Below are 12,524 nucleotides of genomic sequence, written 5' to 3' on the forward strand. Positions count from 1 at the left end.
GTTCGGGGGCGGAGCCCCCGAGGCCCGCAAGGTTCCACCCTGCACCCGCACAAGGTCTCGACCTTTTGAACCCTAGCCGAACCCGCGGGTGAAGCTGAGGCGGTGGTGCGGGCTTCGGCCCAACGCCGTCAGGCCAGCCCGGTGCAGGGCCGTGCCGTAGCCGACGTTGCGCTCCCAGCCGTAGCCCGGGTGGCGCTCGGCCAGCCGGCGCATCAGGTCGTCTCGGAAGACCTTGGCGACGATCGAGGCGGCAGCGATCTGCGGCACGAGGCCGTCGCCACCGATGACGGCCCGGCCCGGCAGGCCCGGCAGGGCGTCCCGGCCATCGACTAGGACCGGCGCCGCGACCCCGAGGCGCGCCACCGCCCGCGCCATGGCGTCGAGGGTTGCGGCGCGGATGTTGATGCGGTCGATCAGGGCCCGGGAGCCCGCCGCCACGGCGACCCGGGCATGGGTCCGGATCAGCGGCGCCAGATGCGCGCGGACTGGTTCGGGCACGCGCTTGCTGTCGTCGAGGGCTGCCAGCAGGGCCGGTGGGATCGCCGCGGGGTCGAACCAGACCGCCGCCACCACCACGGGGCCGCACAGCGCGCCGCGCCCGACCTCGTCACAGCCGATCACCGCGGGGTAATCCGCGGCCCGGGCCGGATCGAACGGTGGGGTGAGGGCGGGTTGTGTTCGTTTCGCGGACGGCTGTTTCTGAACGGGCATGATGGCGCCGTCCTGCCATCTGGCGCCGCCGCCGTCACGGCTCAGGCGGCGTTCCGGGTGCTCCGCTCGCCGCCATGCGCCTCGATGATGTTGCCGAAGAACTGGTCGGCGCTGACGTCCCAGCCGCGGCGCAGCGCCTCCTGCCTGCACTCGGCCCGGGACAGGCGCAGCGCCGCGAGGGCCGCCGCACGCAGGTCCTGGTCCAGGATGCCGACCCGGGTCCCGCTCAGCACGTCGTTGGGGCCGGGCACCGGGAAGGCCGCGATCGGCAGGCCGCTGGCCATCGCTTCCAGCAGCACGATGCCGAACGTGTCGGTGAGGCTCGGGAACACGAAGGTGTCGCAGGCGGCGTAGACGGACGCGAGCGCTGCCCCGGTCCGGGTGCCGAGGAAGCGCGCCTCCGGGGCCAGGGCCTGCAGGCGCGCCCGGTCCGGCCCGTCCCCGACCACGACCTTCGTGCCGGGCAGGTCGAGGCTCAGGAAGGCCGCGAGGTTCTTCTCCACGGCAAGCCGGCCGACATACAGGAACAGCGGGCGGGGCAGGCCGGCGAGGTCCGCCGGCGGCGGCTCGCCCGGGGCGGCCGGCCGGAACCGCTCGGTGTCGACCCCGCGGGTCCAGCGCATCAGCTGGGAGAAGCCTCTCGCCTCCAGATCCGCCTGCAGAGAGACGGTGCTGACCATGGTCCCGCGGGCCGCCCCGTGGAAGCGGCGCAGATAAGCGTAGGACCACGCCTTCGGCACCGGGAGGCGGGCGGCGAGGTATTCCGGAAACCGGGTGTGATAGCTCGTGGTGAACGGCAGGCCGTTGGCCAGGCAGTGCCGCCGGGCCGCGAAGCCGATGGGTCCCTCGGTGGCGATGTGGACGTGGCTCGGGCGTTCGGCCGCCCAGCGCTCCGCCACCCGGTCCCGCCCGGCCAAGGCGAGGCGGATCTCCGGGTAGCCCGGCAGGGGCAGGGAGCGGAAATCGGCCACCGAGAGCAGGGCCGTCTCGAAGCCGTGCTCGGGCGCCCGGCGGACCATCTGCTCCAGGGAGCGGACCACGCCGTTGACCTGCGGATGCCAGGCGTCGCTGGCGATGAGGAGCTTCACGCGTGGGGTCCTCACGCCACCGCGCGCCGGCCGTCCACCGGCCGCGGCGCAGCTTCGGCCTCGCGGGCCCGCAGGATGCTGGGATAATGCAGCACCTCGATCCGGCCGTCGTAATGCTCGATCAGGCCGGTGCAGGATTCGACCCAGTCGCCGGTGTTCAGGTACCGCAGGTCGCCAATCGCCCGGTCGGCGGCGTGGTGTATGTGCCCGCAGATCACCCCGTTCGCGCCCTGGCGGCGTGCCTCCTCGGCCAGGATGGTCTCGAACCGGCCAATGAAGCTGACGGCGTTCTTCACCCGCAGCTTCGCCCAGGCCGACAGCGACCAATAGGACAGGCCGGCCCGCCGCCGGATCCGGTTGATCACGGTGTTGAGAGTCAGCGCCAGGGTGTAGGCGCCGTCGCCCAGATGGGCGAGCCAGGGCGAGTGCCGCACCACCATGTCGAACTGGTCGCCGTGGATGACCAGGTAGCGCCGCCCGTCGGCCGCCTCGTGGATCGCGGTCTCGGCGATCTCGATGCCGCCGAAATTCGTGCCCACGTAGTCCCGCAGGAACTCGTCGTGGTTGCCCGGCAGGTAGACGATCCTGGTGCCCTTGCGGACCTTGCGCAGAAGCTTCTGGACGACGTCGTTGTGCGCCTGCGGCCAGTACCAGCCGGAGCGCAGCTGCCAGCCGTCCACGATGTCCCCGACCAGGTAGACCGTGTCGGCGTCGTAATCCCTCAGGAACGACAGAAGGAGGCCGGCCTGGCAGCCGCGCGTCCCGAGATGCAGGTCGGACAGGAACAGCGTCCGGACCCGGACCGGCATCTCCTCATCCTCGGCCACGTCACCCTCCCGGCGGTCGAACGGTGCCGGGATCCAGAGCGCGATCACGTCTCAGTTTGATGACGCGGTACTGAATCGCTGTGGGGTGCCTTGGTGCGCCGCAACGGAAGTTCTCAAGTTCCGATAGCTGACGTTGCGATGCACAAAAAATTTTTTTACCGAGATCCCGAAGTTTTTCCGGTTTTGCTTCCCAGCTTCGCCGCCTCATAATACCAGACGACCGGTGGATCGGCGTGAGCCGGGCCGGACGCGTATAGGAAGGCGGCGAGGGCGGCCAGGGTGCCTTGAGACGAGGCGCCGTAGACCGGGACGGCATTTCGGAGGCGACCGGCGCGGGGGCGCGCCGCGACGCGAGCGGCAAGACGCCGCCTGCCGCTCCGCTGAGCCCCCCGATCCACGGATGACACGGATGGCGTTCGGGGGAGTTGCGGCCCGTGCCGCGCCCGCCGGCACCGCGTGCAGGAAGCTCGAGAAGGCCGCCGAAGGCGCCGAGAACGTTTGAACAAACCAGCGCGGGTCCGCCCGGGCGCAACAGAGTTTTTGGAGGAAACACCATGGCCGCAACCCGGCGCCCCGGTCGCAACCATCTCTTCATCCCGGGCCCCACGAACATCCCGGATCGCGTCCTGCGCGCGATGCACGTGCCGTCCGAGGATCACCGCTCGCCGAGCTTTCCCGAGCTGGTGAAGCCGCTGCTGCAGGATTCCAAGATGGTGTTCGGCTCGACCGCCGGAACCGTCATCCTGTTCCCGTCCTCGGGCACCGGCATCTGGGAATCGGCGCTGTCCAATACCCTGTGCCGCGGCGACAAGGTGCTCACCTCCCGCTACGGCCAGTTCAGCCACCTCTGGGTCGACATGGCCCAGCGCCTCGGCCTCGACGTGATCGTCCAGGACGAGGACTGGGGCGCCGGCGCTGATCCGCAGAAGATCGGGGAGGCCCTGCGCGCCGACAAGGATCACGCCATCAAGGCCGTGATGGTGGTCCACAACGAGACCGCAACGGGCGTCACCAGCGATATCGGCGCGGTGCGCAAGGCGATCGACGCCGCCGGCCACCCGGCGCTGCTGTTCGTGGACGGCATTTCGTCGATCGGCTCGCTGCCGTTCAAGATGGACGAATGGGGCGTCGACTGCGCCATCGCGGGCTCGCAGAAGGGTTTCATGCTCCCGGCCGGCCTCGGCCTGATCTGCATCAGCCCGAAGGCGCTTAAGATCGCCGAGGGCGGCACCGGCCGGAACGACCGGCTCGGCCACGCCTACTTCGCCTGGAAGGACCAGCTGGCCGCCAACGCCACCGGCTACTTCCCCTACACCCCCGTCCTGCCGCTGCTCTACGGCCTGCGCGAGGCCCTGGCGATCGTGAAGGAGGAGGGGCTGGAGAACGTCTACCACCGCCATCACGTGCTCGCCGAGGCGACTCGTCAGGCGGTGGCGGCATGGGGCCTCAAGACCTGCGCCAAGGAGCCGAAGTGGAACTCCGACACGGTCACGGCGATCGTGGTCCCGGAGGGCGCCGACGCCGCCAAGGTGATCAGCCACGCCTACGAGCGCTACAACCTCTCGCTGGGTGCCGGCCTGTCGAAAGTCGCCGGCAAGGTGTTCCGTATCGGCCACCTGGGCGACCTGAACGAGCTGTCGCTGCTGGGTGCCATCGCGGGCGCCGAGATGGCCATGATCGATTGCGGCATCAAGGTCACGCCGGGCTCCGGCGTCGCCGCCGCCTCCAGCTACCTGCGCGAGAATCCGCTTCACAAGGCGTGATTGATGCACGCTGCCGGGGCGGGGCCGGGTTGCCGGCCCCGCCCCGGCGCGCAAGTAAGAACAAGAATCCCGAGGAAGTCGCCCGTTGCCCGAGAGGGGATCTATGACCAAGAAGATCGTGTTCCTGGACCGTGAGTCCCTCGACGCGACGGTCCGACCGTTCAACTTCCCGCACGATTACGTCGAGCACGAATCGACCTGGACGCCGGAGGACACGGTGTCCCGCCTCCAGGGCGCCGAGATCGCGCTGATCAACAAGGTCCCGATGCGGGCCGAGACCCTGAAGCAGCTCCCCGACCTGAAGCTCATCGCGGTGGCCGCCACCGGCACCGACGTGGTCGACAAGGCCCAGGCCAAGGCCCAGGGCATCACGGTCGTCAACATCCGCAACTACGCGTTCAACACTGTGCCCGAGCACGTAGTCGGGCTGATGTTCGCGCTCCGCCGGGCGATCGTGCCCTACGCCAACTCGGTTCGGCGCGGCGACTGGGCGAAGTCCACGCAGTTCTGCTACTTCGACTACCCGATCTACGACATCGCCGGTTCGACGCTCGGCATCGTCGGCTACGGAGCGCTCGGCAAGTCGATCGGCAAGCGCGCCGAGGCGCTGGGCATGAAGGTCCTGGCCTACGACGTGTTCCCGCAGGACGGCCTGGTCGATTTCGAGACGATCCTGACGCAGTCCGACGTGATCACGCTGCATGTTCCGCTCACCCCCGACACCAAGGGGATGATCGGCGCCGCCGAACTCAAGCGGATGAAGAAGAGCGCCATCCTGATCAACACCGCCCGGGGCGGTCTGGTGGACGAGGCCGCGCTGCTGGCCGCGCTGAAGGACGGCACCATCGCGGGCGCGGGCTTCGACGTGGTCGCGCAGGAGCCGCCGAAAGACGGCAACATCCTGTGCGAGGCTGACCTGCCGAACCTGATCGTGACCCCGCACGTCGCCTGGGCCAGCAAGGAGGCGATGCAGATCCTCGCCGATCAGCTCGTCGACAACGTCGAGGCGTTCGTCGCCGGCAAGCCGCAGAACGTGGTCGAGGCTTGAGGCGCGGCGGCTGACGTCACGGCCCGTCATTCCGGGGCGCCGCAGGCGTGCCCGGGATCCAGATCCGCCGACGACGCTAGACCTCGCTCAACCTGCGGTTCTCGGTCCCGGGCTTTGCCGCGCGGCCCCGGGATGACAGGGCGAGTGCATTGAACACGTGATGCCCGCGAACCGGGCAGAGGAATGAAAACATGAAGAAGCTGCTGTTCCTGTTCGACACCGATGCGATGCCGAACGTGTTCGACACGGTGGTCGGCTACGACGGCGGTGCCGACCACATCACCGGCTACGGCGGCGTGACCCCGGAGAATGTCGGCGCCCTGGTCGACGGCACGATCTACACCCGCGGCGGCTCCGAGAAGAAGTCGACGGCGATCTTCGTCGGCGGCGGCAGCATGGCGGCCGGCGAGGAACTGTTCACCGCCGTCAAGAAGCGCTTCTTCGGCCCGTTCCGGGTCTCGTGCATGCTCGATTCGAACGGCTCCAACACCACGGCCGCCGCGGGCGTCGCCCTGGTGGCCAAGGCCGCCGGCTCGCTCCAGGGCAAGACGGCCGTCGTCCTGGCCGGCACCGGCCCGGTGGGCATGCGCTCCGCCGCGCTTCTGGCCGGCGAGGGCGCGGACGTGACCATCGCGGGCCGCGCGCTGGACAAGACCCAGGCCGCCGCCGAGCAGATCAACAAGCGCTTCAAGGTCAACGTGAAGGCCGCCGCGACCCCCGACGAGGCCTCGCGCATCGCGCTCGTGAAGGGCAAGAACCTCGTGTTCACCGCCGGCGCCATCGGCGTCGAGCTGCTGCCGGAGGCCGCCTGGGCGCAGGACTCGGCGATCGAGTTCGTGGCCGACTACAACGCGCAGCCCCCGACCGGCGTCGGCGGCATCGACGTGATGGACAAGGGCAAGGATCGCAACGGCAAGAAGGCGTTCGGCGCCCTCGGCATCGGCGGCCTGAAGCTCAAGCTGCACCGGGCCTGCGTGGGCCAGCTCTTCGAGAGCACCGAGCAGGTGCTCGATGCCGAGGAGATCTACGCGCTCGCCAAGAAGATGGCCTGACGGGAGGGACGCCCATGTCGGACACGCAGCAGGCGCCCGAGACGGCGACCATCCAGACCTTCCTGACGGAACTCGCGAGCGCCGCTCCGACCCCTGGTGGCGGCGGTGCGGCCGCGATCTCCGGCGCCATGGGGGCAGCCCTGGTGTCGATGGTCTGCAACCTGACCATCGGCAAGAAGAAGTATGTCGAGGTCGAGGCCGAACTGAAGGACGTGCTCGCCCGGTCCGAGGGCCTGCGGGTCGTCCTGACCGGCATGATCGGCGAGGACGTCCAGGCGTTTGATGCCGTCATGGGGGCCTACGGCCTGCCCAAGGGCACCGACGACGAGAAGGCGGCGCGCGCCGCGGCGATCCAGTCCGCGCTCCGCACGGCCACCGACGTGCCGCTCGCCTGCTGCCGGGCCTGCCGCGCGGTCATCGATCTCGCCGCGATCACCGCCGAGAAGGGCAATCTCAACGTCGTCTCGGACGCCGGCGTGGCGGTCCTGTCGGCCTATGCCGGCCTGCGCAGCGCGGCGCTCAACGTCTACGTCAACGCCAAGGGGCTCGAGGACCGGGAGTTCGCGGACGAGCGGCTCCGGGAACTCGAAGGCCTGCTCGGCGAGGCGGGAGCGCTGAGCGAGAAGGTCTACGAGGTGGTGAAGGCCAAGGTGAACTGAAACGCGCTTCATCCGCCGCCGCGGACGCAAGTGGTTCGACAGTCGAGGCCGGGTGCATCACGCGCCCGGCCTCGCTGATTTTCTGCGATGCTGCATTGCAATAGTGGATGCGATTCCTACCGCATCCGCGAAAAAGCCGGCCTGAACCCGCGGCTCAAAAAATTTGACGGGCGTAATCTTCCCACTCAACTAAAGTAGACAGCGTCAAACGGCGGCAACGACCGCGGAGGAGGCGCCGAATGGACGTCCACGAGTACCAAGCCAAGGAGCTGCTCGCGAGCTTCGGTGTGGCGGTCCCGAAGGGCGCCATCGCGTTCAGCCCGGATCAAGCGGTCTATGCCGCCACCGAACTCGGCGGCTCGTTCTGGGCCGTGAAGGCCCAGATCCACGCCGGCGCACGCGGCAAGGCCGGCGGAATCAAGCTGTGCCGGACCTACAACGAGGTCCGCGACGCAGCCAAGGAGCTTCTGGGCAAGCGCCTCGTCACGCTCCAGACCGGACCCGAGGGCAAGCCTGTCCAGCGCGTCTATGTCGAGACCGCCGATCCGTTCGAGCGCGAACTCTACCTCGGCTACGTGCTGGACCGGAAGGCCGAGCGCGTACGCGTCATCGCCAGCCAGCGCGGCGGCATGGACATCGAGGAGATCGCCGCCAACGAGCCGGAGGCGCTGATCCAGGTCGTCGTCGAGCCGGCGGTGGGCCTGCAGCAGTTCCAGGCCCGGGAGATCGCCTTCCAGCTCGGCCTGAACATCAAGCAGGTCTCGGCCGCGGTGAAGACCATCATGAACGCCTACCGGGCGTTCCGCGACTGCGACGGCACCATGCTCGAGATCAACCCGCTGGTCGTCACCAAGGACGACCGGGTGCTGGCCCTCGATGCCAAGATGTCCTTCGACGACAACGCGATGTTCCGCCGGCCGGGCATCGCCGACATGCACGACCCGTCGCAGGGCGATCCCCGCGAGGCGCAGGCCGCCGAGCACAACCTCAGCTATATCGGGCTGGAGGGTGAGATCGGTTGCATCGTCAACGGCGCCGGTCTCGCCATGGCGACCATGGACATGATCAAGCACGCGGGCGGTGAGCCGGCGAACTTCCTGGATGTCGGCGGCGGCGCCTCCCCGGAGCGGGTCGCCACGGCGTTCCGGCTGGTGCTCTCGGACCGCAACGTCAAGGCGATCCTGGTCAACATTTTCGCCGGCATCAACCGCTGCGACTGGGTCGCCGAGGGCGTCATCCAGGCCGCCCGGGAGGTCAAGATCGATGTACCGCTGGTGGTGCGGCTCGCCGGCACGAACGTCGAGGCGGGCAAGAAGATCCTGGCCGACAGCGGCCTCGACCTGATCACCGCCGACACCCTGTCGGACGCGGCCCGCAAGGCGGTCGACGCCTGCGACGCCGCCAAGAAGAACCGCTGAGGGGACACCACGCCATGAGCATCCTCATCGACGAGACCACCCCGATCATCGTCCAGGGCATCACGGGCGACAAGGGCACCTTCCACGCCAAGGAGATGCTCGAATACGGCACGAACGTCGTCGGCGGCGTCACGCCCGGCAAGGGCGGCCGAACCCATCTCGGCCTACCGGTGTTCAACACCGTCAAGGAGGCGGTCGCCGCCACCGGCGCCACCACGTCGATCACCTTCGTGGCGCCGCCCTTCGCGGCCGACGCCATCATGGAGGCGGCCGATGCCGGTCTGCGGCTGGTCTGCTCGATCACCGACGGCATCCCGGCCCAGGACATGATGCGGGTGAAGCGCTACCTGATGCGCTACCCGCGGGATCGCCGCACCATGGTGGTCGGCCCGAACTGCGCCGGCATCATCTCGCCCGGTAAGGCGATGCTCGGGATCATGCCCGGCCACATCTACCTCAAGGGCAATGTCGGCGTGATCTCCCGCTCGGGGACGCTCGGCTACGAGGCTGCCTCCCAGCTGAAGGAGCTGGGGCTGGGGATCTCGACCTCGGTGGGCATCGGCGGCGACCCGATCAACGGCTCGTCGTTCCTCGACCACCTCGCCCTGTTCGAGACCGACCCGGATACGGACGCGGTGCTGATGATCGGCGAGATCGGCGGCCCGCAGGAGGCCGAGGCCTCGGCCTGGATCCGGGACAACATGTCGAAGCCCGTGATCGGCTTCGTGGCGGGCCTGACGGCGCCGAAGGGCCGCCGCATGGGCCATGCCGGGGCGATCATCTCGGCGGCCGGCGACAGCGCCGCCGAGAAGGCCGAGATCATGCGCTCCTACGGCCTAACCGTGGCGCCCGATCCCGGCTCCTTCGGCCAGACCGTAGCCGACGTGCTCGCCCGGGCGGCGTGACGCCGCGCCCGATGCAAAGCGCGACGTCCTCCCTCTCCCCTCTGCGGGAGAGGGTGGGCCGGCCGTCAGGCCGGGTCGGGAGAGGGGCAGCGCGACGGTAGCGGGTTTCGCGCCCGTCACGCGCTGTCCAGAAGCGTCGCTCCCCTCTCCCGACCCGCTTCGCGGGCCACCCTCCCCCGCAGAGGGGGGAGGGAGTGCGTCGCGCCGACCTTTGAAAAAACGTGCGCCACGAGGTGGCTCCATGACCCGTACCCTCCACGCATCGCCCGGCCTCGCCGAGGCCAGCGCCTTCGCGCCTCCGGTGATCACCGGCACCGCGGCCGAGCAGGCCCTCGACATCCTGTTCCAGGCCCTGCTCGACGTCGCCCGTCGGCACGACCCCGATCTCGAGGCGGTGCTGCACGGCACGGCCGACATCTCTCGGTTCTCGCCGGAGATGCTGGCGCGCGCGCTTCAGGTGCAGGGAATCTGGTTCCACCTGATCTCGATCGCCGAGCAGAACACCGCGATGCGCCGACGCCGCCACGTCGAGCGGACGGAGGGGCGGGCCTCGCTGAGCGGCTCCTTTGCCAAGGTCTTTTCGGACGCCCGCGCCCAGGGCATCCCACCGGAAAAGATCCAGGCGCTGCTCAGCGACCTGCGCATCCGGCCGACGCTCACCGCGCACCCGACCGAGGGCAAGCGGGTGACCGTGCTGGAGAAGTTCCGGCGGATCTACCTGGTGCTGCGCGAGCTGGAGATGCCGCGCTGGACGGACCGCGAGCGCAACGGGCTGATGAACGAGCTGCGGGATCAGATCGAGCTGGTCTGGATGACCGGCGAGCTGCACCTGGAGAAGGCCACCGTCGAGCGGGAGGTCGCCTGGGGACTGCACTTCTTCGACGAGACCCTGTTCGAGATGCTGCCCGAGACCATGGACACCCTCGAGGAGTCCCTGGCCGAGGCCTATCCCGGCACCCAGTTCCGGGTCCCGCCGTTCTTCCAGTTCGGCTCGTGGATCGGCGGCGACCGGGACGGCAATCCCTACGTCACCGCAGCGGTCACCCGGCAGGCCCTGCACCGCAACGCGCTGGCCTCGCTGAACCGCTACCGCGACGGCGTGCACGAGCTCGGCCGGACGCTCTCGCTCACTGAGCGCGCGCTGCCGCTGCCCGAGACGTTCCGCCGGGAGCTCGACCGGCAGCTCGCCGAGAGCGGGCAGGCCCGTGCCATCGCCCGGCGTAATCCCGGCGAGCCGTATCGCCAGTATCTCACCTGCGTCCTGCGCAAGCTCGACGCCACCATCGCCCGCAACGAGGGCCAGCACCCGTCCGGCCCCGATTACGCCAGCGCCGACGGCCTGATCGAGGACCTGCGCACCCTGGAGCGCGGGCTGGACGACGCGAAGTGCGGGGCGCTCGGCCGCGATCTGGTCCGGCCGGTCCGCCGCATGGTCGAGATCTTCCGCTTCTCCACGGTCCGGCTCGACCTGCGCGAGAACACCACCCGGACCACCGACACGCTCCAGGCGCTCTGGCGCCAGCGCAACGGCGACGGCGAGCCTCCGGCGCTCGGCACCGCGGCGTGGCGGCAGTGGCTCGACGCCGAACTGGTGCGGCCCCGGGATCCCGAGCGCTCCTTCGAGAACCTGCCCGACGCCGCCCGTGAGACGCTGGCGACCTTCGCGCTGGTCGCCGAAATGCGCGAAACCCTCGACCGAGAGGCGTTCGGCGCCTTCGTCCTGTCGATGACCCGCTCCGTGGAGGACGTGCTCGGCGCCTACCTGCTGGCCAAGGAGGCCGGCGTGTTCCTCGATGCCGCCGGCCCGGAGATCCGCCCGGAGATCTGCCCGCTCGCGATCGTGCCGCTGTTCGAGACCATCGACGACCTGCGCGCTGCCCCTGCGATCATGCGCGAACTCCTGACCGTTCCGGTGGTGCGCCGCTCGACCCGCTGGCAGGGCGGCGTCCAAGAGGTGATGATCGGCTATTCCGACTCCAACAAGGATGGCGGCTTCGTCGCCGCCAACTGGGAGCTGTACAAGGCGCAGAGCAAGCTCACCCGCCTCGGCCAGGAACTCGGCGTCGGCATCGCGTTCTTCCACGGCCGCGGCGGCTCGGTGAGCCGGGGCGGTGTGCCGACCCACCGGGGCATCATGGCCCAGCCGCCGGGCTCGATCCGCGGCCGGTTCCGCACCACCGAGCAGGGCGAGGTCGTCTCGTTCAAGTATGCCAACCGCGGCACCGCCGCCTACCAGATGGAGCTGCTCGCCGCCTCGGTGTTCGAGCACGCCCTGGCGGGCGACGGCGAGCGGGCGAGTGTCGGCCACGACGACGCCCTTGAGGCGTTGGCCGGCGCCTCGCGGGCGGCCTATGTCCGGCTCCTCCAGACCGACGGGCTGGTCGACTACTTCCAGTCGGCGAGCCCGCTCGACGAGATCGCGCTCCTGAATATCGGCTCGCGCCCGGCACGCCGGTTCGGCGCCCGCTCGCTCTCGGATCTCCGGGCGATCCCCTGGGTGTTCGCCTGGTCGCAGAACCGGCACGTGATCACGGGCTGGTACGGCGTCGGCTCGGGGCTCGCGAGCTTCCTCGAGGTGCGCGGCCCGGACGGCGAGGCGACCCTGAAGCGCCTGTTCCAGGAATCCCGCGTGTTCCGCCTCGTCCTCGACGAGGTCGAGAAGACCCTGATGATGGTCGATCTCGACATCGCCCGGGCCTATGCGGGCCTCGTCCAGGATGCGGGGGTCCGGGACCGGATCTTCTCGATGATCGAGGCCGAGTACGCGCTCACCCGCGAGATGGTGCTGCGGGTGAGCGGCGGAACCGAGCTGGCCGAGCGCTTCCCGCTGTTCCGCGACCGGCTGAAGGGCCGGCTGCCGACCATCAACCAGGTCGGCCGCGAGCAGGTCGAGCTGCTGGCCCGCTACCGGGCCGAGACCGACGAGGACCGGCGCGAGGCGGTGAAATCCGCCCTGCTCCTGTCGATCAACTGCATCGCGGTCGGCTTCGGCTCGACCGGGTGAGGTGGGGTGCACTGTCTGAGCCCGACACCTGACCCATCTTGTTCCCGGA

10 protein-coding genes are annotated in these 12,524 nt (G+C 69.6%); 7 read left to right on the forward strand and 3 right to left on the reverse strand.

Annotated features, from left to right (window positions below):
* Positions 1 to 72: 72 nt before the first annotated feature.
* Genes ACYQPG_RS07710 through ACYQPG_RS07720 form a run of 3 tightly spaced genes read right to left on the reverse strand, consistent with a single transcriptional unit; the run spans position 73 to position 2,608 of the window.
* Positions 73 to 711, reverse strand: a complete 639-nt coding sequence (locus tag ACYQPG_RS07710) for a ribonuclease HII (RefSeq protein WP_147906348.1) — start codon at positions 709 to 711, stop codon at positions 73 to 75.
* Between the two features lie 41 nt (positions 712 to 752).
* Positions 753 to 1,799 (reverse strand): glycosyltransferase family 4 protein, encoded by a 1,047-nt coding sequence (locus ACYQPG_RS07715; protein WP_461230671.1) that lies wholly within the window; start codon positions 1,797 to 1,799, stop codon positions 753 to 755.
* Between the two features lie 11 nt (positions 1,800 to 1,810).
* Positions 1,811 to 2,608 (reverse strand): UDP-2,3-diacylglucosamine diphosphatase, encoded by a 798-nt coding sequence (locus ACYQPG_RS07720; RefSeq protein WP_461232434.1) that lies wholly within the window; start codon positions 2,606 to 2,608, stop codon positions 1,811 to 1,813.
* A gap of 572 nt (positions 2,609 to 3,180) precedes the next feature.
* Here ACYQPG_RS07720 and ACYQPG_RS07725 point away from each other — a divergent pair.
* The 7 genes from ACYQPG_RS07725 (at position 3,181) to ACYQPG_RS07755 (ending at position 12,475) form a co-directional block, all read left to right on the forward strand.
* Complete coding sequence (locus ACYQPG_RS07725; protein ID WP_147906350.1) at positions 3,181 to 4,389, forward strand: aminotransferase class V-fold PLP-dependent enzyme; 1,209 nt, start codon at positions 3,181 to 3,183, stop codon at positions 4,387 to 4,389.
* A gap of 103 nt (positions 4,390 to 4,492) precedes the next feature.
* The gene (locus ACYQPG_RS07730) at positions 4,493 to 5,437 is read left to right on the forward strand and encodes a D-2-hydroxyacid dehydrogenase (RefSeq protein WP_147906351.1); all 945 of its coding nucleotides are present in this window, start codon (positions 4,493 to 4,495) and stop codon (positions 5,435 to 5,437) included.
* A 191-nt stretch (positions 5,438 to 5,628) separates the two neighbouring features.
* Positions 5,629 to 6,489: an NADP-dependent methylenetetrahydromethanopterin/methylenetetrahydrofolate dehydrogenase gene (locus tag ACYQPG_RS07735; RefSeq protein ID WP_147906352.1), complete on the forward strand. Its 861-nt coding sequence runs from the start codon at positions 5,629 to 5,631 to the stop codon at positions 6,487 to 6,489.
* Between the two features lie 14 nt (positions 6,490 to 6,503).
* On the forward strand, positions 6,504 to 7,148 hold the full coding sequence (gene fchA, locus ACYQPG_RS07740) for a methenyltetrahydrofolate cyclohydrolase (RefSeq protein WP_147940128.1): 645 nt from the start codon (positions 6,504 to 6,506) through the stop codon (positions 7,146 to 7,148).
* Positions 7,149 to 7,387: 239 nt separating this feature from the next.
* Complete coding sequence (locus ACYQPG_RS07745; protein ID WP_147856026.1) at positions 7,388 to 8,566, forward strand: malate--CoA ligase subunit beta; 1,179 nt, start codon at positions 7,388 to 7,390, stop codon at positions 8,564 to 8,566.
* 14 nt (positions 8,567 to 8,580) lie between these two features.
* The gene (gene sucD / locus ACYQPG_RS07750; protein WP_147856025.1) at positions 8,581 to 9,471 is read left to right on the forward strand and encodes a succinate--CoA ligase subunit alpha; all 891 of its coding nucleotides are present in this window, start codon (positions 8,581 to 8,583) and stop codon (positions 9,469 to 9,471) included.
* Between the two features lie 241 nt (positions 9,472 to 9,712).
* A complete protein-coding gene (locus tag ACYQPG_RS07755) occupies positions 9,713 to 12,475 on the forward strand; it encodes a phosphoenolpyruvate carboxylase (protein ID WP_419829115.1) in 2,763 nt (920 codons plus the stop codon).
* The last annotated feature ends 49 nt before the right edge of the window (positions 12,476 to 12,524 follow it).

It is taken from the genome of Methylobacterium sp. CM6246 (genome assembly GCF_054818005.1).

Bases quoted from the DNA above. Each gene is read 5' to 3' on its own strand.
- ACYQPG_RS07720 (WP_461232434.1), bottom strand. From the start codon at position 2,608: ATGCCGGTCCGGGTCCGGACGCTGTTCCTGTCCGACCTGCATCTCGGG.
- sucD (WP_147856025.1), top strand. From the start codon at position 8,581: ATGAGCATCCTCATCGACGAGACCACCCCGATCATCGTCCAGGGCATC.
- ACYQPG_RS07730 (WP_147906351.1), top strand. From the start codon at position 4,493: ATGACCAAGAAGATCGTGTTCCTGGACCGTGAGTCCCTCGACGCGACG.
- fchA (WP_147940128.1), top strand. From the start codon at position 6,504: ATGTCGGACACGCAGCAGGCGCCCGAGACGGCGACCATCCAGACCTTC.
- ACYQPG_RS07735 (WP_147906352.1), top strand. From the start codon at position 5,629: ATGAAGAAGCTGCTGTTCCTGTTCGACACCGATGCGATGCCGAACGTG.
- ACYQPG_RS07710 (WP_147906348.1), bottom strand. From the start codon at position 711: ATGCCCGTTCAGAAACAGCCGTCCGCGAAACGAACACAACCCGCCCTC.
- ACYQPG_RS07755 (WP_419829115.1), top strand. From the start codon at position 9,713: ATGACCCGTACCCTCCACGCATCGCCCGGCCTCGCCGAGGCCAGCGCC.
- ACYQPG_RS07725 (WP_147906350.1), top strand. From the start codon at position 3,181: ATGGCCGCAACCCGGCGCCCCGGTCGCAACCATCTCTTCATCCCGGGC.
- ACYQPG_RS07745 (WP_147856026.1), top strand. From the start codon at position 7,388: ATGGACGTCCACGAGTACCAAGCCAAGGAGCTGCTCGCGAGCTTCGGT.